Origin of the sequence: Sporosarcina quadrami, assembly GCF_014836615.1 — a bacterium.
Lineage (GTDB): Bacteria > Bacillota > Bacilli > Bacillales_A > Planococcaceae > Sporosarcina > Sporosarcina quadrami.
The window spans coordinates 173676-200295 of sequence record NZ_JACSQN010000002.1 but is presented as its reverse complement, the minus strand read 5'-3'; the positions used below and the strand labels follow the sequence as shown (position 1 = coordinate 200295).

The window sequence follows — 26620 nt, the reverse complement described above, 5'->3', positions numbered from 1 at the left end:
ATCAATCTTCGGCAATCCAAGTTCTCAATAATTTAGCGAACTCCTCAGGCTTATCTTTCGCCATTTTTTCCAGCTGTTTCTTTCGTAATGTAGCTTCAGTCTCTTGCTCAGTATTAATATCATCAATTTGAATAGATTCTTGTTGTTCTTCTATAATTAGTTGTTCATCTAATTCCTGATCACGTTTTCGTTTGCGGAACAAAGCAAACACGACAATTATAATTACTATAAGCATGACAGCACCAATTACATAAACCCACCATGGTATTGCTGTTTGAGATGCTGAATCGATCGGTGTAACTTTGCCATTGAACACTTGGGTAGAAATCGCAATCTTATCTTCCCAATACTGATCAGTAATAGTTTCCGGTAAATATGTTTTATCGATGGATGTGCTAATAATTGCCTTAAGAATACTTTTCACTTCTTCAGTGCTTGTGAATGAATTCAAATCGTCTACATTAGGTGGTTCCACCATGACTTGAATTCCAATATCACGGATTTTATAAGGACTTTCAACAATGTCCTTACGAATCCTGTTCACTTCATTATTAATAGTCTCTTCTAAACGATCATAGTCACCGTTAGCATTATTTCCTTCAACATAGTTCGTTCTGTTATCAGTCGGGTCTTCACCTTCAGGAACTCCACCGACAACAGCTCCGTTACCGGAAAATGATTCTGTAATACGTTGGACACTAATTGCCAAACTATCGAGATCTTCATCAACACGATCCACAAGATTTTCTTGTCTATTTTCCTGTTTAAAGTCGATATCCGTTGTAACAGACACGATAACTTTGTCTTGTCCAATCATCGTACCGAGCATCATTTGGACTTTACGTTGCAAGTCCTTCTCAATATTCTTTTTAAGTTCCATCTGATCAACTATATAGTTTGAAGATGATCCCGACTTCAGTTCAATGGATTCTGAATATTGATTAACAATTTTAATGTCATCTGTCGACAAATTCGGCAAACTTTTAGACACCAAGTTGTATAAAGCATTTACTTGAGGCTCTGTAAATTGATGCCCAGGTTCTGTCACTAACATAATCGCTGCACTTGCACTTTCCACTGATTCGTTAAGGAAAACACTTTGTGTCGGCAAGGTGATCATGACATTGGCATCTTTGACACCTTGAATCCCTTTAATGAGGTTGGCCAATTCCGTTTGCATGGACGCAAGCTTAATCATATTAAATTCATTGTCCGTCGTTCCAAATCCCGCATTTTGAGAGAAAAACGAATAATCGATCGTCCCTGTATGAGGGTACCCTTCAGCCGCCAGTGAGACAAGGAGACTGTCAACCTGCTGTTTAGGCACTAAAATAGAAGTGCCTCCAGGTGCAACTTGACTTTGTATCCCTTGTGCATCAAGCTGTTCTTTTATTCTACCGATCTCAGCTCGTGAAACATCCTTGTATAAAGGCACATATTCAGTTCGTGATAGGAAGAAAGTTAAGAAAGCAGCTATGGCTACTACAGCTACTGCTGATGAGATATATGTCATTTTTTGTACTTTTGTCCGACTTGACCAGAACTGTTGTATATCGGTCCTGATTTTCGTCAATCGATCTTTCATTCTAATCCCCCGGTCTGCTTACATATTAAGGAACACCCTCCAGATGTTTTCGGCCATCTGGTATTAGACAGGCATACGTATGATTTCCTGATACGCTTCAACGACCTTATTTCGAACTTCCATCGTTGCATTAAGTGCTATTGTCGCTTTTTGCGCAGTGATCATCACATTATGCAAGTCAACATTTTCGCCCATAATCAGTTTTTTCGTCATAACATCCGACTCGATCTGTTTATGATTCACTTCATGTATTGCATTTTTTAAGTATGCGCCGAAGCTTTGCTGCGCTTCGTACGGAGTAGCTTGTGCTGTTATGTCAAGCTTCATAACAGGTGCTAGTTGTTGTGCGTTAAGGATAGATTGCATGGCCATTTTAGTTGGATCTCCTTTTCTTACTCATTATTTACCAATCTCAAGTGCTTTCATTAGCATCGCTTTGTTTGCATTTAGCACAGTGACATTCGCTTCATAAGATCGAGTTGCAGACATTAAGTCAATCATTTCACGTAATGGATCTACATTAGGCATTTGCACGTAACCTTCTTCATTCGCATCAGGATGCGTAGGATCAAATACGAGTTTGAAAGGAGTTTCAGTATCCTCTTGAATTGCGTTCACTTTCACGCCTTCGCCGACTCCTCTGTGCACAGAACTGCCCATTGCCAAGTTCAACATATTTGAGAACTGTCCTTCGCGAGGTTGAAAGCTTACCATCTTTCGGCGATATGGTTGCCATTCTCCATCAACCATTTTGCCTCTTGTCGTATCCACATTTGCCATATTGGATGAAATGACATCCATACGAAGTCTTTGTGCCGTCAGAGCCGAAGCGGAAGTGTTCAGACTATGAAAAATCGACATTGTTACCTGCCTCCTTTAATAACATTTTGAAGCGTTCCGAATTTACCGTTTAAGCGATCTATTAGTGCATTATAATAAATTTGGTTGGCAGCAAGGTCCGCCTGCTCTTTGTCCATGTCCACACCGTTTCCATCTTGTCTATAACGAAAATTAGAATAATTGGACACTCCAGGTTGTGAACTTTTTGATTTAAAATTAATGTGTAAGTCGTTTGTCTGGTAAGCAGTAATTGAGTTCTGTTGAACAGTATGCAATGTGTCTTTAAAGCTGACATTTTTCGCTTTATAATTTGGCGTGTCGATATTAGCGATATTTTGCGATATAGCTTTCCCTTTAGTAGATGAGAAATTTAAACCTTGCTCTAACAAGGATATTGTTGATCCATAAATGTTCATTTACGATTTCACCTCAAAGTTCGTTAAAAGTTTTTTCAATAAACCTTTTTCTATTAAACTTAAATAATTAAAACATATATCTTATTGTATCGGATATTGGCGAACTTTGTCTATTGAATTTTATAAGTTTCACTAGTTCCAAACAACTCTTTTACATGACTTTTGAAATAGTGCAAGTAGGTAATAGGACTATTTGCTCGTTCTTACTTTTTCAATTAATAAAATAAATCAAATCATGTATTTCCTTTGCAAAAAAAATAACACTCCGACAAAGTGATGTCGGAGTGTTATTCATACTAATATTTATTTAGTTTTTTTGGTTCTCAAGTTCTTCAAGGAATTTATTGTTCAATACTTTAATGTACGTCCCTTTCATACCTAGCGAGCGTGATTCAATTACACCGGCACTTTCAAGCTTACGAAGCGCGTTGACGATAACAGAACGTGTAATGCCTACGCGGTCTGCAATCTTAGATGCAACTAGAAGACCTTCATTGCCATTAAGTTCTTTGAAGATGTGTTCAATCGCTTCATGCTCACTGTAAGATAATGAGTTGATCGCCATTTGAACAACAGCTTTGCTACGAGCTTCAACTTCGATTTCTTCTGCTCTTTCACGCAAGATCTCCATACCTACGACTGTTGCGCCGTATTCAGCTAGGATAAGATCGTCTTCAGTGAACTTCTGTTCTAAACGAGCTAAGATTAACGTTCCAAGACGTTCTCCGCCACCGATAATCGGAACGATTGTTGTAAGACCTTCTTTAAAAGTTTCACGCTCTTCTTCTGGGAAGACAGTATAATCACTGTAAACGTCGATATTAGAAGAAGTTTCATTCACTTCCGCTATTTTCTTCGTGTAGTCTTCAGGGAATTTACGATCTTCAAACATTTGTTTCATGCGTTCGTTTTCAATTTGTTGGTGAATCTCATGTCCAAGTAATTTTCCTTTTCTGCTAACGATGAATGCATTACATTCAATAACAGAACTTAACTTTGATGCCATTTCCTTGAAATTCACTTGCTTACCTGCTGTTTCTTGTAACATTGCATTGATCTTTCTTGTTTTCGCTAATAGAGCCATTTATATTTCCTCCTTGGTTTTAAATGAAGCTAAAGAATATTCTAAAGCTTTTCAATCATTAAATAAACTAAAACGTTTCGTTTACAAGATAAAATGTGACAAATCTTTGTTTTTTACGATATTTTTCAACTTTTCTTCGACATAATTCTCCGTTATCTTAATTGTTGAAGGGCCGATATCTGCCGCTTCATACGATAACTCCTCAAGAAGTTTCTCGACAATCGTGTGGAGACGTCTCGCGCCGATATTTTCGGTATTATCGTTGACATCAAAAGCAATCTCAGCAATTTTCGCAATTGCATCATCTGAAAACTCTATAGTTACATTCTCTGTAGCAAGCAGTTTTTCATACTGGTTAATTAATGAAAAGTCGGGTTCTTTTAAAATCCTTACAAAATCAGCCTTCGTCAATTTATCAAGTTCCACCCTGATTGGAAAACGACCTTGCAACTCAGGAATGATATCTGACGGTTTTGACATATGGAAGGCACCCGCAGCAATAAAGAGTATATAGTCGGTTTTAACCGTTCCATACTTTGTTGATACGCTTGACCCTTCAACAATCGGCAAAATGTCGCGTTGAACACCTTCCCGAGATACATCCGCAGAAGAGCCACCTGAATTCCCACGACTTGCGATCTTATCCATTTCATCAAGGAAAATAATACCTGTTTGTTCGGTAAGTTCAACCGCTTTTCTTGCAATCTCATCATGATCAATTAACTTGTCTGCTTCTTCCGCTTGTAGAACTTTTCTTGCATCCTTCACTTTCATCTTACGCTTTACCGTCTTCTTAGGCATCATCGATGATAATGCGTCCTGCATGTTCGCACCCATCTGTTCCATTCCAGAACCTTGTAACGCATCAAACATAGAAGGTGGCTGGGACGATACTTCTACAGTAATCATCTCATCTTCCAATTGACCATCCTTCAGACGGATTGCGATATCAGACCGTTTCCGGCTGATCTCTTCCACTTCAGGAGAATCACTTTCGGGCTCGGGTGTTTTTTGACCAAAAAGCATTTCAAAAGGATTTTGCATATTCCCCTTGCGCTTCTTCTCAGGAACAAGAAGCTCTACAAGCCGTTCTTCGGCAAGTATTTCAGCTTGTCCTTTTACCGACTCGCGCATATCTTCCCGAACGATTCTAACCCCTGTTTCGGTAAGATCACGTATCATCGATTCCACATCTCTGCCAACATATCCGACTTCAGTAAATTTCGTAGCTTCCACTTTAATGAAAGGAGCATTAACTAACTTTGCAATTCTGCGCGCAATTTCAGTTTTACCGACACCTGTCGGACCTATCATTAAAATGTTTTTAGGAATGACTTCACTCTTCTCTTCATCCGTCAGAAGACTTCTTCTATATCTATTGCGCATTGCAACCGCTACCGCTTTCTTGGCTGCATTCTGACCGACAATATAACGGTCGAGATAAGCGGTCAATTCACGTGGTGTCAATTCGTGTTTCCCGTTCATTGAAGCACCTCCACTATTATCCGGTCATTTGTGTAAACACAAATTTCAGAAGCAGTTTCGAGCGCTGCTCTTGCTATCTGTTCTGCCGTCAATGATTCGCCGCTGTACTTTTTCAATGCCCTGCCAGCAGCCAGAGCATAATTACCGCCTGATCCAATAGCAAGGATTCCGTCATCTGGTTCAATTACTTCACCAGTACCAGAAACGAGAAGAAGTCGTTCATTATCTGCAACTAATAGCATTGCCTCTAATTTCCTTAGTATACGATCACCACGCCACTCTTTGGCAAGCTCCACAGAAGCTCTTTCAAGATTCCCGTTAAATTCCGCCAGTTTCCCTTCAAACAGTTCAAACAGTGTAAATGCATCTGCTACTGATCCAGCAAATCCGGCAAGTATTTTATCGTTAAATAATCTTCTCACTTTTTTCGCTGTATGCTTCATGACAACAGATTCCCCCATCGTCACTTGACCGTCTCCTGACATCGCGCATACACCATTATGCCTGATAGCAAATATCGTTGTCGCATGAAATTCCATGAGTTCAGCCTCCTACGCTCGCGGATGTGCATTCATATAAGTTTTCCGCAAGTGTTCTTTTGTAATATGCGTATACACTTGTGTCGAAGATAATTGACTATGCCCTAGCAGTTCTTGAACAGTCCTCATATCCGCACCATTCGACAGCATATGTGTCGCAAAAGAATGGCGAAGCATATGAGGATGAATTTTGCGATGAATAATCGCTTCCTCCATCATCCCGTTCAACACGTGCCGTACTCCGCGTGCAGTAATCGGATCACCGCGCAAGTTAACAAATAATGATCGATGGCTTTTATCTTTCATCAGTATAGGACGACCATTCGACAAATAGGATTCAAGAGCCTCCATCGCAAAGCTTCCAAAAGGCACGTATCTTTCCTTACTCCCTTTTCCCATGACCTTCACAATACCAAGCTCATTGTCGATATCCTTAAGATCAATGGATACCAATTCGCTTACCCGGATACCAGTTGCATACAGTAATTCCAGTAATGCTTGGTTCCTTAGTGACTTTGGACTATAACCATCGCCGACCGAAAAGAGAGCCTCCAATTCTTCCTCATAAAAAAAAGCAGGAAGCCTTTGTTCCTTCTTTGGATGATACAACAAACGGAATGCATTATCGTCTATCCCGAATCGTACGTTGCAAAACTTATATAAAGATCTAATGGATGATATCTTCCTTGAAATTGTCACCCTAGATAAACCTTTATCGTAAAGTGTTGTAACAAACAATCGCGCTTCGGAATAGTCAACAGCTGCTAGATCTGACAACCCTTCCTGTTCTAGAAATGAATAGAACTCTTTAATATCATTTTCATATTCTAAAATGGTGCGGGGTGAATAGTTCTTCTCCAAACGAATGTAAGATATGTATTCAGCAAAAACAACTAATGGATTAATGGTTTTCGACAAGTGTGTCACCCCAATCACGAACACTCAATTCGATTATAGCAAAATTGCAACATGTTTGAATAGTCTTTTTTAAAATAAAAATTTATAAAAAGACTATATTGAACGAATAAGTGGACTAATATGGAAATTCGAAACTCATACAAGATTTACTATACATTATTGTTTATCATTTCGGCAACACATTCGTTTGTAGATGTCAGACATCACACGGATTTTTCTTTTCTTAGACACAGTTTGTTCAATTTTGGCCATCCTACACATGAAAGACTGCCGAAGGAGCGTATATGCACCCGGCAGTCTTTTAATTGCTCATTCATTTGGAAGTATAGTTCATCATTCTTGTGTGACTTCTTTGTAATCACATTCGGTACATTGGATCTGAACACCCTTTTTAAGTCTTTTCTCCACTAAAGTGTTTTGACATTTTGGACATGGTCTAGTAATCGGCTTATCCCAAGAGACGTATTCGCATTCCGGATATCGGTCACAACCATAGAAAATCCGTTTTGTTTTACTTTTACGCTCAACGACTTGACCTTCCTTACATGTGGGACAAGTGACCCCAATAGGCTTGATAATCGCTTTTGTATTCCGGCAGTCCGGGAAGTTTGAACACGCCATGAATTTTCCATAACGCCCCATTTTAAAGACCATTGCATTACCGCATTTTTCGCAATCTTCTCCAGCTGGCTCATCTTTTATTTCAATTTTCTCCATTTCTTCATCGGCTACCTTTACATGCTTTTCGAAGTCTCTGTAAAATTCATCGATGACTTGTTTCCATTCAATCGTACCTTCTTCTACATGGTCAAGGCTCTTTTCCATTTCCGCAGTGAATTCAATATCTATAATATCCGGAAAGTATTGGTTTACTGCCTGATGGACAATACCACCAAGTTCTGTAGGCACGAACCGCTTAGCATCCAACGTAACATAGCCGCGTTTTTGTATTGTATCCAACGTCGGTGCATACGTAGAAGGGCGGCCTATTCCTAGCTCCTCCAATGTTTTTACAAGGCGTGCCTCAGAGTACCTAGGAGGCGGTTGCGTAAAATGCTGTTTCGGATCAATGTCATGACCTTTCAACCGTTCCCCTTTTTCAAGGGGAGGGAGTATACCGTCCTTTTTCTCTTCCTGATCATCTTCCCCTTCTATATACACTTTCATGAAACCGGGAAATTTTACTTCTGATCCTGTTGCTCTAAACTTCACTTCACCATTCATAAGATCTGCTGATACAGTATCTAACACCGCTGATGCCATCTGGCTTGCGACAAAACGTTCCCAAATCAGTTTGTACAGTCTATGCTGATCTCTTGTAAGGAACTGTTTCATTGCATCTGGCGGCCTCATAACTGATGTCGGTCTGACAGCTTCATGGGCATCCTGCGTATTCGCTGATTCTTTGGCTTTTGGTTTGGTAGTACCAATATAATCTTTGCCATACATCGTTTCGATGAATGAAACAGCTTCATTTTTGGCAGTGTCTGAAATTCTCGTGGAATCAGTTCTCATATACGTAATTAAACCGACAATTCCTTCTTTTCCTGTATTAATACCTTCATATAGCTGCTGAGCGAGCATCATTGTTTTCCGCGCTCTGAAATTCAACTTCCTAGCTGACTCCTGTTGTAAAGAAGACGTTGTAAATGGAGGGGCAGGATTTCTCTTTCTTTCCTTTTTGACGAGATTCGTAATTTCAAATTTGTCCTCTGTCATACGCGAAAGTATTTCATCTACCTGTTTCCGGTTTTCAAGTTTGATTTTCTTCTTGGAATCTCCATAAAACGAAGCTTCAAACTCTTTCCCATCTTTTGTAAATTGACCGACAATACTCCAATATTCTTCAGGAGTAAATGCATTTATTTCATTCTCCCGATCGATGATCATACGTAAAGCGACAGATTGCACACGACCTGCCGACAAGCCTTTTTTAACTTTCTTCCACAGTATCGGACTGATGTTATAGCCTACTAGTCTATCCAATATCCTTCTCGCTTGTTGTGCGTCTACACGGTTCATGTCAATAGGTCTAGGCGATTTAAATGAGTCTTTAATTGCATCTTTTGTAATTTCGTTAAAGACGACTCGACAATCAGATTCAATATCAACACCAAGTTGATGTGCTAAATGCCAGGCTATTGCTTCCCCTTCTCTGTCGGGGTCAGCCGCGAGAAATATTTTCTTAGCTTTTTTCGCGTCTTTTTTCAATTCTTGTAAAATTGGTCCTTTACCACGGATAGTGATGTATTTCGGTTCATAATTATTTTCAGTATCTACACCCATCTGACTACGGGGTAAATCTCTCAAGTGTCCGATAGAAGCACGTACTTTATACTTTTTTCCTAAATACCGCTCAATCGTTTTCGCCTTTGCGGGCGACTCAACTATTACTAAATAATCTGCCATTGTCATTTTCCTCCTCATAGAGGTTTCCTATTTATTCACCCGATAGGCACTGTTTATATATTCATGCCCATTCGACTTGATGGTGAATACGGACGTAAAAGAATATCTGTTGCAAAATGTATAACAGATTTGATTTAAAATCAACCTTTTCAATATGAGGAAGTTCATTTCCATCATTGAATTAAGATGTTTTCCACTGCTTGGTAGCCGTTCCATATAGGTTTTGCGCCTTGTTCAATCAATTTATTTGGACCAATCGATAATAGTGAGGTAATGGGTCCTGGCACAGCATAAATCGTCTTTCCATGCTCTAGTGCATGATCAACCGTACTCATCGTTCCACTTTTTTCTTCAGATTCAGTTATGATAATCGAATCGGATAAACCGCTAATAATTCGGTTTCTCATAGGAAATGTCCATTTGGTTGGTCTGAAATAAGGTGGATACTCCGTCAATAAGAGATGTTCACTACCTATTTTCCAAGCAAGTTCGTAATTTTCTTTTGGATATAAATGGAACAACCCATGCCCTAATACAGCAATCGTTTTTCCTCCAAAAGATATAGCAGATTCATGCGCCATCGTATCCGCTCCTTTAGCAAGACCAGAAACTATGACGATATTTTGATTAATAAGTGGCGGTACAATTAACGACAAAGATTGTTTTGAATAAGATCCAGCTTTTCTTGAACCAATAATAGCAATTTTAATGGATGCTCTCAAAATGGAGAGGTCGCCTTTCACATAAATTACCGCTGGCGGATCGACAAGCCATTTAAGCATATGGGGATAATCATGATGTGTAATCGGGATAGGTATAATATCTTCCTGATTATATAGGTGAGAAAAAGGGGTTTTTTCATGTCGTTTAAGCTGTTCATTCAACTGGGATGCTTTAGACTCTGGAATTTTCAACAACCGCGCAAGTTCAGAGCTTTTGTAAAGGAATAGATTAAGAAGTTCGGGGTCACTTTTCAATAGTTGTGCCAATTTATTGAAAGGGACTGGATAAACATAATGTAAAACTAGTAATTTTTCATCGAGATTTGACAGTTTCATTTCGTTCCTCCTTTATTATGAAAATGTAAAAGAACAGCATGCAGAAATCCCGCATGCCGTTCACTATTATTAATGAGTTTTACATTTGTCGTAAAGACCTTTTTCTTTAATTACTTTAATCAATGTTTCACCGATTACAGATGGAGTATCAGCTACTTCAATACCAGCAGCGTTCAATGCTTTGATCTTTTCAGCAGCAGTTCCTTTACCTCCGGAAATGATTGCGCCAGCATGGCCCATACGCTTTCCTTCAGGTGCAGTTTGTCCACCGATGAAGCCTACAACAGGTTTAGTCATATTCTCTTTTACCCATTCAGCCGCTTCTTCTTCAGCAGTTCCACCGATTTCGCCGATCATGACGACCGCATACGTTTCAGGATCTTCATTGAATTCTTTAAGAACGTCAATGAAATTCGTGCCATTGACCGGGTCTCCACCAATACCAACTGCAGTCGTTTGACCGATTCCAGCTTGGCTAAGTTGGTGAGTCGCTTCATACGTCAATGTACCAGAACGTGATACTACGCCTACGTGGCCTTTAGTATGGATATATCCTGGCATGATTCCGATTTTACACTCATCAGCAGTGATAACACCTGGGCAGTTCGGACCGACTAAACGAGTCTTTTTGCCTTCCATATAGCGTTTCACTTTGATCATGTCAATAACCGGAATATGCTCAGTAATACAAATAGCCATATCCAATTCTGCATCCACAGCTTCCAGAATTGCATCAGCAGCAAAAGGAGCTGGTACATAGATGACGGATACGTTTGCACCTGTTGCTTTTACTGCTTCTTCAACAGTATTGAAAACAGGTACACCTTCGACTTCAGTTCCACCTTTGCCGGGAGTTACTCCGCCGACGATTTTTGTTCCATATTCAAGCATCTGCTTCGTATGGAAAAGTGCTGTAGAGCCTGTAATACCTTGTACAATCACTTTTGTATCTTTATTAATATAAATTGCCATCGTTTGTCCCTGCCTTTCTTAGCCTACGAGTTCAACAATCTTTTGTGCACCGTCTGCCATAGTATCAGCAGCGATGATGTTCAATCCTGATTCATTCAACAAAGCTTTACCTTTATCGACATTTGTACCTTCCAAACGTACGACTAATGGTACTTCAAGGCCTACTTCCTTCGCAGCTACAATGACACCTTCAGCAATGACGTCACACTTCATGATGCCACCGAAGATATTGACGAAGATCCCTTTGACATGCTCATCAGAAAGGATGATTTTGAATGCTTCAGTTACTTTTTCAGCTGTCGCGCCGCCCCCAACGTCAAGGAAGTTTGCGGGTGATCCGCCGTAGTAATTGATTGTATCCATCGTAGCCATGGCAAGTCCTGCACCGTTGACCATACAGCCAATGTTTCCGTCCAATGAAATATAGCTTAAATCATACTTGGAAGCTTCGATTTCTTTTGGATCCTCTTCATCATAATCTCGTAGTTCAACGATGTCTTTATGACGGAATAAAGCATTGTCATCGAAGTTAAACTTAGCATCTAGTGCCAATACGTTATCATCGCCTGTAACGACTAATGGATTGATTTCTACGATTGAAGCATCTTTTTCATTGAATACTTGATACAGACCCAACATGAATTTAGCAGCCTTGTTCACAAGATGCGCAGGAATATTCATGTTAAATGCCATACGACGCGCTTGGAAGCCTGTTAAGCCAACAACCGGATCAATGACTTCTTTGAATATTTTTTCAGGCGTAGCTTCTGCTACTTCTTCAATATCCATTCCGCCTTCTTCAGATCCCATTAACGTCACGCGATCTGTAGCACGGTCAACAACTAGACCAATATAGTATTCTTTCTTGATGTCTGATCCTTCTTCAACAAGAAGTCGTTTAACTTCTTTACCTTCAGGACCAGTCTGATGCGTAACGAGCGTTTTACCAAGTAGTTCTTTTGCATATTCACGTACTTCGTCAAGATTTTTAGCAATCTTAACACCACCAGCTTTACCGCGTCCACCAGCATGGATCTGTGCTTTTACAACATAGATACCTGGTGTAAGCTCTTTCGCTGCTTTTACAGCTTCTTCGGGAGAGAATGCTACCCGACCGTTTGAAACAGCAACACCGTAATCACGAAGCAGTTGCTTTCCTTGATATTCATGGATATTCATCTTACATCCTCCAATCGAACTTGTAGCTATTATTTACTGCCGTATCTATTGTAGTCACAATGTCAATAAATGTCCACAATTGAATGCTTTATTGTACGATATTTTTTGACATACTTCGTCATTTTCTGCTATTTGCTTTTTCTGAACGATGATTACGGTCGACGTGGTAGATAAATGCGAATACTTCTGCAACAGCCTGATACAATTGTTCCGGTATTGTTTCATTGACATCTAGCTGTCCAAGTAGTTCCACTAATGTCGGATCTTCTTGGATGGGAACATTATGTTCTTCTGCTTTCGCTAGAATGTTTTCAGCTATTTTCCCCCTTCCTTTAGCAATGACTTTCGGTGCTTCTCCGACATTCGGATCATACGATAAGGCAATAGCTTCTTTGCGGATATGCTTATTGTCCGTCATATACGAAAGTCCACTCCTTGTTGGTCCTGTTTTGTTTCACGCTTTACTAGAGGTAGCTTTTTTTCTTCATCAAAATTTTTGAATGACACACCCGACAGTTTGTAATCAGCCGATTCAAGTCCTTTCTTCAACTTGTCCTGCAAAGCAGCTCCGATGATTTTCAAACGATCATCTTCGTTAAAGACAGTTACCGTGACAACACGGTTTTGAACTTGCATATCAATAACGGTCTTCTCGATAGATTCAAGTTCGAGATAAAACATGATTCTCGCATAATCCGGGTCAATCTTTCCATCATCTTTCAATCTGCCATTCCATTCCAATGTCGCGTCAATCCTCTTGCCAAGCATGCCTAGCGGCAACTGCATGACTAACTGTTGGTTTATTCCCATATCGCTTGATTGCAACATCGGACCATTCATACGAGAAACTACCGCTTCTGCAGCATCCCTTACAGCGGGTGAAATCGAGCTGTCCTGTAACAGCGCCACAAGTTGCGGTTTCAATAGTTCCGCAGTTTTCACAAAATCCGTATCACGATTTAAAAGACCAGATTCATAATTAACGCCAAGGAACCGAAAAACTGTTTGCATTGTGTCTTTCATTACTTTGCCATCAATCGATTGTCCAACTGCCAATTGCGCTGCCTGAATCAACTCTTTCGTTACAGGTAATGGCGATTGTTCAACAGAATGAAAGAGAGCGGCTAATCTCGTGCCACTGTCCATCTGTAACAAATTTGTGATACCTGTCGCTGTATCACTTCTAAATGGAGATGATAGGGATTGTTCTGCAATAACTTTTACAAGCACCTGTGTCAATTGTTCACTCAATCCGGAAGTTCGTATTTCACCGTTTGGTAGCTTAGCAATTCCGTCCAATATCCCGTTTAATTCAATTTTGACGGACTGTTGTAATACAGCATCATTTTGGATAGCACTTCTCATTTGATTAATAGAATGAGCAATGTCTCCTGGTCGCGCTAGTTCAGCCGTTTTGAGGATGTTTTGCCAGGAAGTATGGATCGCTGTAGCAGGTAAAGGTATCTCCGTTTTTGCAACTTGCAATGGGACAGCTACAGGATCTGCATGTTGTTGACTTTGCCGCATGTTCTGCTCTACTCCAGGCATTTCAACATCCATTAATGCTGTATGAAGGACTGATTGCAAGTTCGCCAACGACGTTCGCACAGGTAGTATCCCTTCTTGTTTCAGCATTTGCAAAACTTGGAATTTCTGTTCTTTGGAGGCTGTATTATCCAAAAGTTTTAGTACTGCACTTGCGAGAACTGCTTTTTCGGTCGCTGTAGTTGTAGCTATAGTGCCACGAGAGATCGATTCCAACGATTCCAGAATCGGCGTGCTAACTTTTGCGTTAATAGACAGATCTTCAGCTAGCACCGTTTTCAATGAAGCAAGAACTGGATGCAGTCCTTCTTTCGTTTCCATAGCCATTAAAGAGTTAAAATTCATTTGCGTAAGCGGCAGTTTTAATTCGACAACTTTTTGAATGGCAATCAATGCTTCAGGTCGCAAGGCAGAAGGCACTGATTTCAACAGGTTTTCTGCAGCCAAGAGGTTTTCTCGCGAAACCGGTGTACGATTTTTCATAAACTGTTTTAATAGATCCTGGATTTCCTGCGTGTTCGGTAATTTCATCGAATCAATTAGATTCGCCAATTGTTTCGTCTGCCCTTCTGAAGACTGGACGGGACCGGATATAATTTTAAGTTGCAGTTCAGGTTCTGTGGATTTCACTTGAAAATAATACGCGTCACCTGTTTTCATCGGAACTTCCAACTTTGCCATCAGATTTTGATTACCGATTTGCACTTCTGCCATCTGTCCCGGGTACAGTTGCTTAATCTGACCATGAAACATTTGCCCTTCACGCAAAGTGACGTTTTTTTGTACAGCTGTCACGGGCTGGACTGTTATGCGTGTGGGAATAGAAGAATACGTCATTTATACAACACCTCTCCCCAGAATGGATTTAACAGGTTCAAATGTCTTCCTATGGTGAATGCACGGTCCATAGGTATTTAACGCTTCTAGATGTACAGCGGTACCATATCCTGCATTCTTTTTAAATTGATACATCGGAAAATCCATATCGAGCTCTTCCATCAAGTTATCCCTAGTTGTTTTCGCAAGAATAGAAGCTGCAGCGATGGATAAGCTTTTCGCATCACCTTTTATAATCGATTCACATGGACAATCTACGATAAGTGACATTGCATCTGCCAAAACGATATCGGGTTTCGTTGAAAGATTGCCAACAGCCAGTTCCATCGATTCCCTTGTAGCGGCGTATATATTGATCAAATCGATTCGTTCGGCTGGTTGTATATGGACTGAATAACTGACAGCGATGGTTTTAATTAGCTTTGCGAGTCTTTCTCTTTCAGGTTTCGAAAGTTGCTTCGAATCATCAAGTCCGATGAGCATCGATACATCATGCGGTAATATGACCGCAGCACACACCACAGGACCTGCTAGCGGTCCTCTTCCCGCTTCGTCGACTCCTGCAAGCAATGTTGAACTAAACGGCTTGTAGTGATTGTCAAACGCAATTTTAGAATCATGTAACGACTGCAAAAGTTTTCTCTTGTCATAATTTCTAATCCAACGTGCTAATTCTTTTTGCACACCCGCTCTACCATCCATTTCAAGTTCTTTCATCCATTGTTCAGGTTCAATGGTAGAACTTAATGCTTGTGCTATTTCTTTAATCGTTTTCATCCTTTTCACCTTCTATATGTATAGTTGCTAGAATCGACATTTTGCTTTATATCGGCAAGATACGTAAGTTATTTCCGTTTCCCTATAAGAAAAGGCCGATAGTCACGGATTTAATCCGTAACTGAATCAGCCTTTTCGATATGTTGTTCAGATGTAAAATCGAATGTCAATTTTCCAAGCAACTCACTTCTAATATCTTGTACAATCAGTTCAGACACTTTATCATAATCGATTTCTCCACCAACGGTATAAACTTTTCTCGCTTCACCGATATGGTTGAAGATCTGCTGGATATCATCACCTACGACAGTTAACCCATATCTTTTTTGAAGGCGGTCCGGATAGTTCGTCTCCAGAAAGCGGAGACCATACACAGCCAGATTCTCCATATTGACAACGGTGTCTTTAATGGCACCAGTTAGTGCCAATTTGTATCCAACAGCTTGGTCTTCAAATTTTGGCCATAGGATTCCTGGGGTATCGAGTAGTTCAAGTTCTTTTTCAAACTTTATCCATTGTTGCGCTTTAGTGACACCTGGTTTATTGCCTGTTTTAGCAATATTTTTTTTGGCTAGTCGATTAATTAACGTCGATTTCCCTACATTTGGTATGCCGACAATCATTGCTCGGATAGCTCCTGGTCTAATTCCTCTTTTTTTCATGCGCTCGATTTTAGGCGCAAGTATCTCTTTTGCCGCTTTTGTAACGGTTTGAAGACCTTTCCCTTCAAATGAATTGATAGCGACAGCTCGGATGCCCTGAGAGTCAAAGTAATTAATCCACCGATCGGTCTCTTTATCATCTGCAAGATCCATCTTATTCAAAATCAACAATCTCGGTTTCTGGTTTATCACTTCATCGATCATCGGATTTCTTGATGAAAGAGGCAGTCGTGCATCAATTAGTTCAAAAACGATATCCACTAGTTTTAACTGTTCAGTTACTTCACGTCTAGCTTTGGCCATATGGCCGGGAAACCATTGAATTGTCATGTATTTCACACCTTTCGTCAGTCCACGATACCGAAATCTTTTATCGGCCAAAAGACAAGTTTCGTATTGCCGATAATCTCATCAATCGAAACTGCTCCAATATGTCTGGAGTCTTTGCTTTTACGTCGATTATCCCCCATAACAAATACACTGCCTTCAGGTACGGTAACCGAACCAATTTTCTCATCGAGTGTAAAATCTTCAGTTAGAGGTCCATCGTTCACTTCAGCTTTGTATTTATCCAAATAGGGCTCGTTATACGGCTCGTTATTAATATACAAAACATCGTCACGGTACTCCACTTCATCGCCAGGTAGACCGATAACTCTTTTAATGTAGTCCTTTTTTTCTGGAGCATGGAATACGACTATATCAAAACGATCTGGTTCGCCTAGTGTATAACCGATTTTGTTAACAATCATTTTATCGCCATGTTCTAGAGTAGGCATCATTGAGATGCCGTCAACAACGATTGGGGTGAATAAGAATATCCTAATGATTGCCGCCAGTCCGAAAGCGATCAATAACGCTTTTGCCCATTCCCATGTTTCATTTTTCTTCTTCTCTTCATTCATAACCAATACCTCCCGCCAACCTACTATCCTTATTATACAGTCAATTCATATTCCAGGCAAAAAACAAAAGTGCAAGGTGCCGTTTAGGGTCGACAGGCATAAGACGGGTATGTGGAGTGACGTCCTTCGCCATAGCAGCCTCGGCTTATGACCTGAGACAATCGAACTGCGAAGGGTTCGATTTGCCGTATTTCTGCAGTTTTACAGAAATTAAGGTATCTTATTAGCACCTGGAGCTGGAGGCAAAAAGAAAGGAGACCGCGTTTGGTCTCCTTTCCTCAGAAAAAATAAACAGCGGAGATTGCTCCCCGCTGTCTGCTTATTATCGGAGTTCTTTGATACGTGCAGCTTTTCCGCGTAGGTTGCGAAGGTAGTACAATTTCGCACGGCGTACTTTACCACGACGAGTAACTTCTAGTGTAGCAATTTTAGGAGTGTGTACAGGGAATGTACGCTCAACACCTACACCGTTAGAGATTTTACGGACTGTGAAAGTTTCACTGATTCCGCCTCCACGACGCTTGATGACGACACCTTCAAAAAGCTGGATACGCTCGCGCGTTCCTTCTACGATTTTCACGTGCAAGCGGACAGTGTCCCCAGGACGGAAATCAGGATGATCAGTACGAAGCTGATCTTTTGTTACTTCTGTAATAATATGTTGCATAGTTGTTTTCTCTCCTTCTCCACAGATGCTCTTGCACTTGTTGCCTTTGCAGCGGAACACCAGTCAGTATGTGCACTTCATATAAGCACAAAGTCGATGTTACCATAAATAAGGGTCAAGCGCAAGATGTATCAGTTTTTATGTTTACTATTCCAACTTTTTAACAGTTTCTGTTGATGTTCAGTTAAAGGCGCTTTATCCAACAGGTCTTTTCTTCTTTCAAATGTCCTCTTCAAAGATTGTTCCTGTCTCCACTTTTCAATTTTACCATGGTCTCCTGACAACAGAATATCCGGAACTTTCATCCCTCTGAAGTCAGCTGGTCTCGTATATTGGGGGTGTTCAAGCAGACCAGTTGAGAATGAATCATGAACAGGTGAATCCGAATTGCCAAGTACATTCGGTAACAGTCTGACAACACTGTCAATGATCGCCATCGAGGCGATTTCTCCGCCAGTCAAAACGAAATCACCAAGAGATAATTCATCCGTGACAAGGTATTCACGGATACGTTCGTCATAGCCTTCATAATGTCCACACAAAAACACAAGATGTTCTTCTGCCGAAAGCTCTTCTGCTTTTTGTTGTGTAAATCGTTCTCCTTGCGGGCACATGAGTATTACTCGCGTCTTTTTCGATTCATCAATAGTAAGTGATTCAACAGCGGCAAACAAAGGCTCTGCCTTCAACACCATGCCCGCTCCTCCACCGTACGGATAATCGTCCACTTTATGATGCTTGTTACCAGAAAAATCCCTAAAATCGGTTACTGAAAATGAAACAGCTTCATTCTCCTGCGCTTTTTTCATAATAGAAGAATGCAATACACCGTCAAACATTTCAGGGAATAAAGACAGCACATCTATTTTCATCATGAAAGAAGTCCGTCCATCGGTTCAATTATAATCCGCTTTGCATCAATATCAATTTCTTTGACAACTTCATCTATATAAGGGATAAGGTGGGGTTTTCCTGTTTTTGGGGTGATTGTCCAAACATCATTTGCACCCGTTTCCAAAATATCAGTCACTTCACCAAGCTCTTCTCCATCCACTGTAAAGACTGTGCACCCTTTAATCTCATGGTAGTAGAATTCACCTTCATCCAGCTCACCAAGTTCGTTTTCAGATACTTTTAACAAACCATCTCGGTATTTCTCTACATCTACAAGGTTAAAATGATTTTCAAATGTGAGAAGGTCAAAATTCTTATGGACCCGATGACTCCTGACGATTAATTGAATCGGTTTCGTTTCATTTGGCATGAACAGTGAAAGTTCGTTGCCGATTGCATATCTTTCTTCAGGAAAGTGGGTACGCGAAATGACTCTCACTTCTCCTTGCACACCGTGTGTGTTAACAATCTTTCCAACATTAAACCATTCCATCCGATACACCATCCTTTTATACTTCATTTAGAACATTTATATAGTGATGCCGCCTGCTTGAATAGACAAAAAAGGAAGGAACCTGAGCTCCCTCCTTTCATCGCAGATTTCAAAGGAAGCGATGAAGCTATCCTCGTAAGATCTGCCGTTTATGGCTGATTGGGTTCTGCTACTATCAATCAGTCGACGATATCTAAGTAAATCTTCTTACCCTGATGACTGCCTGCCGCCGAATAGACTATAGTCCGTATCGCTTTAGCAACACGTCCCTGCTTTCCAATCACTTTCCCGATGTCTTCGGGATTGACGGAAAGTTTGTATGCGACCCGATGATTCTGTTCTTCTTTGTCGACCCGCACATCTGCAGGATAATCGACTAAAGGTTTGACAATCGTTTCAATCAGTTGCTCCATGTCCACCCCTCCTGGTTATCCCACTTATGCGGGCAATATGACCCCACTTCAAGGTTGGCTTTGCAAAATCAGACATATTGTGAGGTCATTTCCCAAATATGTCTGATACGTTTAACATTCACTATCCACCAAAAAATAAGTTTCTAGTCGTCGTTAAATTTTATAATTACTTGCCTAATTTAGCATTGTGGTACTTTTCCATAATGCCTTGATCTGAGAACAGGTTACGTACTGTATCAGATGGTTTCGCGCCATTTTGTAACCATTTAAGCGCCAATTCTTCGTTGATCTTTACTTCTGCTGGTTTAGTTAGCGGATTGTAAGTACCAACTGTTTCGATTTGACGACCATCACGTGGTGAACGTGAATCTGCTACAACAATACGATAGAAAGGAGTTTTCTTTGCTCCCATACGTTTAAGACGAATTTTTACTGACATTTTTACTTGCACCTCCGAATAGTTTCACACAAGATAGTATATTATCAAGGTTTTTGTTGTTTGTAAAGTGTTTTTTCTTAACACCTTAAAAAAATGAGGGAATTCAGCTGTTTCACTTAAAGAAAGAGTCGAATCCAGGCATTTTCATCTTCTTTTTGCCCTTCTGTTGTACGTTGGTCATTTGTTTGACCATTTTCTTCATTTCATCGAATTGTTTCAATAAGCGGTTCACTTCCTGAATGGAAGTGCCTGATCCTTTGGCTATTCTTTTACGCCTGTTCGCATTGATGATTTCAGGTGTCGTTCGTTCGGCAATCGTCATTGAATGGATTACCGCTTCCACCCGTCCCATCTGACTTTCGTCCACTTTAGCGTTTTCAAGACCTTTTATTTTACCCGCCCCAGGCATCATCTTAAGAATTTCGTCAAGAGGTCCCATCTTCTTCACTTGCTGAAGTTGATCGAGGAAGTCGTCAAGCGTGAAGGTTTGCGTGCGGAACTTTTGTTCAAGTTCTTTCGCTTTCTCTTCGTCGACATTCTCCTGTGCCTTCTCGATAAGGGACATGACATCCCCCATCCCTAAAATTCTAGATGCCATCCGTTCAGGATGGAATGGTTCAAGTGCATCCATCTTTTCGCCCATCCCGACAAATTTGATCGGTTTCTGTGTGACGGAACGGATTGAAAGTGCTGCTCCACCCCTCGTATCGCCGTCAAGCTTCGTCAAGACGACACCAGTAATCCCTATCGCCTCGTCAAAAGACTTTGCGACGTTTACGGCATCCTGACCTGTCATTGCATCCACGACTAAGAAGACCTCATCAGGTTTGCTCAATTCACGGATATCTTTCAGTTCTTGCATCAATTTTTCATCGACATGCAGCCTACCTGCGGTATCAATAATCACTACATCATAATGCTCTTTTTCAGCTTCTTTCAGCGCTTGTTTTGCAATCTCAACTGGAGATACATCTGTTCCCATAGAGAAAACAGGCACCGTCAATTGCTTGCCGAGCGTTTCCAATTGCTGAATTGCAGCAGGACGATAAATATCGGCTGCTACAAGGAGCGGTTTTTTGTTGTGACGCTTACGGAGAACTGTTGCTAGTTTACCGGTCGTCGTCGTTTTACCTGCCCCTTGCAACCCAACCATCATGATGACTGTTGGTGATTTCCTCGCAAACTGAATAGGATTCTGTTCTCCACCCATCAAGTTTGTCAATTCATCCTGGACAATTTTGACGACTTGTTGCCCTGGCGTCAAACTCTTCATGACATCTTGGCCGACAGCACGCTCACTAACCGTCTTAATAAATTCTTTAACTACTTTTAAATTGACATCGGCTTCGATGAGCGCGAAACGCACTTCACGCATCATTTCTTTGACGTCAGCTTCGTTTATCTTACCTTTGCCCTTAATCTTCTGAAGCGTCCCTTGCAGGCGCTGGGCTAAACCTTCAAATGCCATGCATAGAGCCCCCTACTCATGATCTTTTAGAGCGGAAATTAAAATCCGCGCTCTTGTTCGTGTTGGATCATCGCCTGAAAAAAGTTCTTCCAGCTCTTCAACTATTTCCATCCGATTACGGAATTTAGAAAATAGATTCAATTTAAGTTCATAGTCTTCCAACATTGCTTCTGTTCTTCTGACATTATCATAAACAGCTTGTCTCGATACACCGTATTCTTCAGCTATTTCACCTAAAGATAAGTCATCCAAATAATAAAGTTGCATATAGGTTCTCTGCTTCTCAGTCAACAATGTCTGATAGAAATCATAGAGGAAATTGATGCGCGTTGTTTTTTCTAGCATCCTAATTCGCCTCCCTCTGTCATCTTATTACGGGAAAGTTCTTCCGTCAAGTATATTTACTTTAAAGGCAAGAACCAAAGCCGAAATTCCATATTACTCTTGTGCTTCTCTTTCAAGTCCGTCAGCAAATAATCCATAGACATATTTTTCAGGATCAAATGGTTGCAGATCATCCATCCCTTCTCCTAATCCGACAAACTTCACGGGAATATCTAATTTATTGCGTATTGCTAGTACAATTCCACCTTTAGCAGTACCATCAAGTTTCGTCAAGACAATTCCAGTGACGTTTGTCGCATCCTTGAATGTTTGTGCTTGAACCATCGCATTTTGGCCAGTTGTCGCGTCGAGCGCTAATAGAACTTCGTGAGGCGCGCCTTCCACTTCCTTACCAATGACCCGGTGGACCTTTTCCAATTCGCTCATAAGGTTTACCTTGTTTTGTAAACGACCTGCTGTATCACAAATTAATACATCGACTTTGCGATTTTTGGCAGCACGTATCGCATCATACATGACAGCTGCTGGATCGGATCCTTCGGATTGCTTAATTACTTCAACACCAACACGCTCTCCCCACACAACAAGCTGATCAATCGCTCCCGCGCGGAACGTGTCACCTGCGGCAAGCATAACCGTTTTCCCTTCATCTTTCAGACGGGCAGCCAACTTTCCAATCGTCGTTGTCTTTCCAACACCGTTAACACCAACCATTAATATAACTGTCAAACCGTCCTGAATATTTAATTCAGTATCCAACTCTTCTCCCGCTTTATAAATCTCGACAAGCTTTTCTGATATTACAGATTGGATGCCGTCAGTATTCTTAATGTTTTTCCGTTGGACTTCCCAGCGCAACTGATCGACTAATTCCATAACCGTTTCAACGCCAACGTCCGCTTGCAACAGCACCTCTTCAAGCTCTTCAAAAAACTCCTCATCTACTTCGCGGAAGCGTGCAACAAGGTCATTAACTTTTGATGTAAACGAGTTACGTGTTTTCGACAGTCCATCTTTAAATTTTTCTGTAACCGTCACTGTTTCGTTTGTACCCGTAATCTTTTCTTTCAATTTCTTAAAAAAAGACAAATCCATTCTCTCCTTTTTCAATTAACTTATCGTTTATAAGACATGGTCCATCACTTCAGCGGGAACTTCCGAAAGCTTTACGGAAATTAATTTTGATACACCTGATTCTTGCATAGTAATACCATACAACACATCCGCACCTTCCATTGTACCTTTACGATGAGTGATGACAATGAATTGAGTGTTGTTTGAGAACTTTTTCAAGTATTTGCTGTACCTAATAACGTTCGCTTCATCCAACGCAGCTTCCACTTCGTCCAATATGCAAAATGGTACCGGACGTACTTCGATAATCGAAAACAATAGTGTAATAGCAGTTAGAGCACGTTCACCGCCCGACAATAGACTCAAGTTTTGCAATTTCTTTCCCGGTGGTCTTGCGACAATATCAACACCCGTTTCCAAAAGGTTGTTTGGCTCTGTAAGGACGAGATCTGCATCCCCTCCACCAAACATTTCTTTGAACACATGATGGAATCTATTTTTGACTGCATTGAATGTTGTGCTAAAACGCATTTCCATTTCCCTATCCATTTCCGACATCGCTTCATTCAACGTACTTTTTGCTACAAGCAGATCATTCCGTTGTTCCGTCAAAAACGCATGACGCTCAGATACTTCCTTGAATTCTAGAATAGCACTCGGATTCACAGAACCAATACGCGTGATTTCATCTTTCAATTCCTCTACGCGTAGTCGAGTTGTTTCTATATCAAAATTAATATCATTTTCAAAATCCGGATACAATCCATATTCATCAAGCAACCGGTTTGTAATAGCTTCATATTTCACTTCAAGACGCGACATCGTAATATTAAGCTCATTTAGCTTTGAAACTGCCTGACTTTCTTCTACTCGCAAGTTTCTCAGCAATTCTTCCTCGACATCAAGATCTTTGACAAAAACACTTCGCTTCTCTCTTATCTTCAACAAAGCTTGCTCTAGGGAAGATTTTTCTGTAGCCGTCTTTTCAATACTCGCCTCAATTTCTTCAGGCGTTAATTCGATTCCTTTTTCATATTCATTATACAAGGCCTTTTCTCGTTCCAACGTGATCATTCTTGACTTTACTTGCTCAACGCTTTCTTCCATCTCAGTTAAAAGTAATTGTTGATGACCTCTCTGCTCTTTAAGGACAGCGAGATTTTCACGAAGTTCACTATTCTTAGTAATAAGTGAAGCTTCTTCTTTCCGCCTATCGGCAGCCAGCCTCTCAAGTGTCTCAATTTCAGTGCGTGTAGTTTCAAGTGTTGTTTTTACAGTCGCATGCCGAATAAGCAGATGCTCTTTCCTGCTTTTCAATTCATCGCCAACAGTTTTGGAGCCCTCTCTTCCTCTATCAATTAATGAAAGTTCCGATTCACATGTGCGGATCTCCATATCGATATTTTGAATTTTCCTTTCAATTGATGCCAATTCCTGTCGCAATTCATTTAGTTGCAATCTATACTTCTCAACGTCATGCATATGACGAGAGACGGTTATATGGGAATCTCCAATTTTCGCCTTGGCGGTTTCTATTGAAGATGACATGCGGGATAACTGGCTTTGCAACGTCTCCATTTCCGCTTTTCTTGAAAAGACAGTCGACTGTCCTTTAACTCCACCACCCGTTAATGAACCACCCGCATTTATTACATCTCCATCAAGTGTAACGATGCGGTATTTATAACCAATCATTTTAGCGATCGCAGAAGCTCCTTGTAACGTGCGAGCAATAAGCGTCATTCCGAGTAAATTTTCCTTGATGATGGAAAACTCCGGTGCTGTCCTAACGAGACTGTCCGCCGTTCCTACATACTCAGAATGCTGTTCAACAGTCCGAACAATCGATAGTGGAAGAATTCGTGGTTTCATAACATCTCTCGGCAGGAAGGTTGCACGGCCGGCATTTTTCTTTTTCAAATATCCGATTGCGTTTCTTGCTTCCATTTCTGTTGAGGTTACGATGTGCTGCATCGCACCGCCAAGAGCCGTTTCAATCGCTTTTATAAACTGGTCATCCATAGATATAAGTTCTGCGACAGCACCGTCAATACCACGCAATCGGCCTTCACTATTGGCAATGAGCACGGCCCGTACGCCAGAGTAAAACCCCGAAAAGTCCGCTTCCAAACTTTTGAGAGCCCGCATCCTTCCATGCATTTCAGATTGCTTGTTAATAGCAGTCTGTAAAAATTGTTTTTGATTTGCCAATTCTTTTTCTGACTCCGCAAATTGCTTATCGGATTTCGCAAAAGCGGTTTCTGTTGCAGCAACTTGTTTCTTAAGTGAAGTTATCGATTCAATCTGGACTTTCTTTTTACCGTTTAATTCATCAATCGCCTTTTTTAATACAGTAGCCTGTTCGCTGATACGATTCGAGGAGGTCAATTCACCTTCCATTCTTTCATTAATATGTTTCAAATCGTTTCGAATTGTTGCTTCTTCGTTTAGCAAGTCAATATAAGAAGCTTTCAATTCCTCAATTTCGTTTTCTGTTTCTTTTACAGAACGTTTAAGGATTTTTGTGATTTCATTTATTTCAGACTGAAGTTTTTCGATGTCCGTTTCAGTACTGGACATCTTTTCCTTCGCAGCTGTAATCTTTACTACAAGATCATCTTTGCTTTGTGCAAAAGATGTTAATTCGCTTTGTACACGAGTCAATTGCTGTTCTGAATTCTTTTTCTTCTCTAACGATAAAAGTCGGCGTCCCTCCCACTTTTCGGCATCAGCACTTTTTTCAACCAGTTCCTTTTGAAGTGCATCTGATTGAGTATCCATATCGTTCAATTGCTTTTTCAATTCGTTTGATTGATTTTCGGCTTCCGTTATTTTTTTCTTCATAAGGTTTCTATGTGAACGCTTTTCATCTAACTGATTCGTTTTCATAATGATTTCATTACGCAGTTGTGCTCCGTCGTGATTCAATAAACGAACGTCAGCCTCTCTAACTTCCTCAGAAAGTATTTGATGACGCTCTGCAGCTTGTGCATTCTTCTCCAAAGGACCAATTCGTGTATCCAATTCGTTTAAAATATCAAGGACACGATCCAAATTGTCTTCTGTTTCAAAAAGCTTGTGTTCGGCTTTCTTTTTACGGGTTTTGTATTTCAATACACCTGCTGCCTCATCGAAAATACTTCTTCTGTCTTCAGGTCGGCTGTTCAGAATTTCGTCTACACGGCCTTGAGATATAATCGAGAACGCTTCTTTTCCCAAGCCTGAGTCCATGAAAACATCATTAATGTCTTTCAATCTACACTGCTGTCCGTTTAATAGGTAATGGCTCTCACCTGAACGGAATACACGTCTACTTACACTAATTTCAGTATAATCTAATGGAAATAAACCATTCGTATTATCAAGGATGAGAGTCACTTCCGCAAAATTCAGTGGTTTACGCGAATCGCTCCCCGCGAATATAACGTCTTCCATTTTGGCTCCACGTAACGACTTTGCTGATTGTTCGCCAAGAACCCAACGAATCGCATCAGTGATATTGCTTTTTCCACTTCCGTTTGGTCCGACAATTGCTGTGACGCCGGGAACGAAATCAATCCCGATTCGTTCAGCAAATGATTTGAACCCTATGATTTCAACTCTTTTAAGAAACACA

26 protein-coding genes are annotated in these 26620 nt (G+C 40.7%); all 26 read right to left on the bottom strand.

Translation table 11 applies throughout. The features are described 5' to 3' along the window. Position 1 precedes the first annotated feature (1 nt). Positions 2 to 1585, bottom strand: coding sequence for a flagellar basal-body MS-ring/collar protein FliF (fliF, locus tag H9649_RS02940; RefSeq protein ID WP_191693188.1), 1584 nt, complete (start codon positions 1583 to 1585; stop codon positions 2 to 4). Positions 1586 to 1648: 63 nt separating this feature from the next. Continuing rightward, entirely contained in the window at positions 1649 to 1951 is a 303-nt protein-coding gene (gene fliE, locus H9649_RS02935; protein WP_191693361.1) for a flagellar hook-basal body complex protein FliE, read from the bottom strand. A 33-nt stretch (positions 1952 to 1984) separates the two neighbouring features. Next, a complete protein-coding gene (gene flgC / locus H9649_RS02930) occupies positions 1985 to 2446 on the bottom strand; it encodes a flagellar basal body rod protein FlgC (RefSeq protein ID WP_191693186.1) in 462 nt (153 codons plus the stop codon). A 2-nt stretch (positions 2447 to 2448) separates the two neighbouring features. Further along, positions 2449 to 2841: a flagellar basal body rod protein FlgB gene (flgB, locus tag H9649_RS02925; RefSeq protein WP_191693184.1), complete on the bottom strand. Its 393-nt coding sequence runs from the start codon at positions 2839 to 2841 to the stop codon at positions 2449 to 2451. 307 nt (positions 2842 to 3148) lie between these two features. Continuing rightward, complete coding sequence (gene codY / locus H9649_RS02920; protein ID WP_191693182.1) at positions 3149 to 3925, bottom strand: GTP-sensing pleiotropic transcriptional regulator CodY; 777 nt, start codon at positions 3923 to 3925, stop codon at positions 3149 to 3151. Between the two features lie 81 nt (positions 3926 to 4006). Continuing rightward, complete coding sequence (hslU, locus tag H9649_RS02915) at positions 4007 to 5410, bottom strand: ATP-dependent protease ATPase subunit HslU (RefSeq protein WP_191693180.1); 1404 nt, start codon at positions 5408 to 5410, stop codon at positions 4007 to 4009. Further along, positions 5407 to 5949: an ATP-dependent protease subunit HslV gene (gene hslV / locus H9649_RS02910; RefSeq protein ID WP_191693178.1), complete on the bottom strand. Its 543-nt coding sequence runs from the start codon at positions 5947 to 5949 to the stop codon at positions 5407 to 5409. The genes hslU and hslV overlap by 4 nt, the downstream gene beginning before the upstream one ends. Before the next feature lie 12 nt (positions 5950 to 5961). After that, positions 5962 to 6867: a tyrosine recombinase XerC gene (gene xerC, locus H9649_RS02905; RefSeq protein WP_225229630.1), complete on the bottom strand. Its 906-nt coding sequence runs from the start codon at positions 6865 to 6867 to the stop codon at positions 5962 to 5964. Positions 6868 to 7200: 333 nt separating this feature from the next. Next, positions 7201 to 9276: a type I DNA topoisomerase gene (gene topA, locus H9649_RS02900; RefSeq protein WP_191693176.1), complete on the bottom strand. Its 2076-nt coding sequence runs from the start codon at positions 9274 to 9276 to the stop codon at positions 7201 to 7203. Between the two features lie 173 nt (positions 9277 to 9449). Beyond that, positions 9450 to 10334 carry a DNA-processing protein DprA gene (gene dprA / locus H9649_RS02895; RefSeq protein WP_191693175.1) on the bottom strand — a complete coding sequence of 295 codons (885 nt, stop codon included), beginning with the start codon at positions 10332 to 10334 and terminating at the stop codon, positions 9450 to 9452. Positions 10335 to 10403: 69 nt separating this feature from the next. Next, entirely contained in the window at positions 10404 to 11306 is a 903-nt protein-coding gene (gene sucD / locus H9649_RS02890) for a succinate--CoA ligase subunit alpha (protein WP_191693173.1), read from the bottom strand. A gap of 18 nt (positions 11307 to 11324) precedes the next feature. After that, positions 11325 to 12485: an ADP-forming succinate--CoA ligase subunit beta gene (sucC, locus tag H9649_RS02885; protein WP_191693171.1), complete on the bottom strand. Its 1161-nt coding sequence runs from the start codon at positions 12483 to 12485 to the stop codon at positions 11325 to 11327. Positions 12486 to 12603: 118 nt separating this feature from the next. Then, positions 12604 to 12903, bottom strand: coding sequence for an EscU/YscU/HrcU family type III secretion system export apparatus switch protein (locus tag H9649_RS02880; protein ID WP_191693169.1), 300 nt, complete (start codon positions 12901 to 12903; stop codon positions 12604 to 12606). After that, complete coding sequence (locus H9649_RS02875; protein WP_191693167.1) at positions 12900 to 14867, bottom strand: hypothetical protein; 1968 nt, start codon at positions 14865 to 14867, stop codon at positions 12900 to 12902. The genes H9649_RS02880 and H9649_RS02875 overlap by 4 nt, the downstream gene beginning before the upstream one ends. Then, positions 14868 to 15644: a ribonuclease HII gene (locus H9649_RS02870; RefSeq protein WP_191693166.1), complete on the bottom strand. Its 777-nt coding sequence runs from the start codon at positions 15642 to 15644 to the stop codon at positions 14868 to 14870. Between the two features lie 110 nt (positions 15645 to 15754). Further along, a complete protein-coding gene (gene ylqF, locus H9649_RS02865) occupies positions 15755 to 16636 on the bottom strand; it encodes a ribosome biogenesis GTPase YlqF (RefSeq protein ID WP_191693164.1) in 882 nt (293 codons plus the stop codon). Between the two features lie 17 nt (positions 16637 to 16653). Further along, positions 16654 to 17211: a signal peptidase I gene (lepB, locus tag H9649_RS02860; protein WP_191693163.1), complete on the bottom strand. Its 558-nt coding sequence runs from the start codon at positions 17209 to 17211 to the stop codon at positions 16654 to 16656. A gap of 322 nt (positions 17212 to 17533) precedes the next feature. After that, positions 17534 to 17878: a 50S ribosomal protein L19 gene (gene rplS, locus H9649_RS02855; protein ID WP_191693161.1), complete on the bottom strand. Its 345-nt coding sequence runs from the start codon at positions 17876 to 17878 to the stop codon at positions 17534 to 17536. Between the two features lie 131 nt (positions 17879 to 18009). Next, complete coding sequence (trmD, locus tag H9649_RS02850) at positions 18010 to 18753, bottom strand: tRNA (guanosine(37)-N1)-methyltransferase TrmD (RefSeq protein ID WP_225229629.1); 744 nt, start codon at positions 18751 to 18753, stop codon at positions 18010 to 18012. Next, on the bottom strand, positions 18750 to 19265 hold the full coding sequence (gene rimM, locus H9649_RS02845) for a ribosome maturation factor RimM (RefSeq protein ID WP_191693159.1): 516 nt from the start codon (positions 19263 to 19265) through the stop codon (positions 18750 to 18752). The genes trmD and rimM overlap by 4 nt, the downstream gene beginning before the upstream one ends. 179 nt (positions 19266 to 19444) lie before the next feature. Further along, positions 19445 to 19678, bottom strand: coding sequence for a KH domain-containing protein (locus tag H9649_RS02840; protein ID WP_191693158.1), 234 nt, complete (start codon positions 19676 to 19678; stop codon positions 19445 to 19447). 166 nt (positions 19679 to 19844) lie between these two features. Next, positions 19845 to 20117, bottom strand: a complete 273-nt coding sequence (rpsP, locus tag H9649_RS02835; protein WP_191693156.1) for a 30S ribosomal protein S16 — start codon at positions 20115 to 20117, stop codon at positions 19845 to 19847. A 112-nt stretch (positions 20118 to 20229) separates the two neighbouring features. Then, complete coding sequence (gene ffh / locus H9649_RS02830; RefSeq protein ID WP_191693154.1) at positions 20230 to 21585, bottom strand: signal recognition particle protein; 1356 nt, start codon at positions 21583 to 21585, stop codon at positions 20230 to 20232. A 12-nt stretch (positions 21586 to 21597) separates the two neighbouring features. Further along, positions 21598 to 21930 (bottom strand): putative DNA-binding protein, encoded by a 333-nt coding sequence (locus tag H9649_RS02825; protein ID WP_191693152.1) that lies wholly within the window; start codon positions 21928 to 21930, stop codon positions 21598 to 21600. A 93-nt stretch (positions 21931 to 22023) separates the two neighbouring features. Then, positions 22024 to 23019, bottom strand: coding sequence for a signal recognition particle-docking protein FtsY (gene ftsY / locus H9649_RS02820; protein ID WP_191693151.1), 996 nt, complete (start codon positions 23017 to 23019; stop codon positions 22024 to 22026). A 33-nt stretch (positions 23020 to 23052) separates the two neighbouring features. Beyond that, positions 23053 to 26619 (bottom strand): chromosome segregation protein SMC, encoded by a 3567-nt coding sequence (smc, locus tag H9649_RS02815; RefSeq protein WP_191693149.1) that lies wholly within the window; start codon positions 26617 to 26619, stop codon positions 23053 to 23055. Position 26620 lies beyond the last annotated feature (1 nt).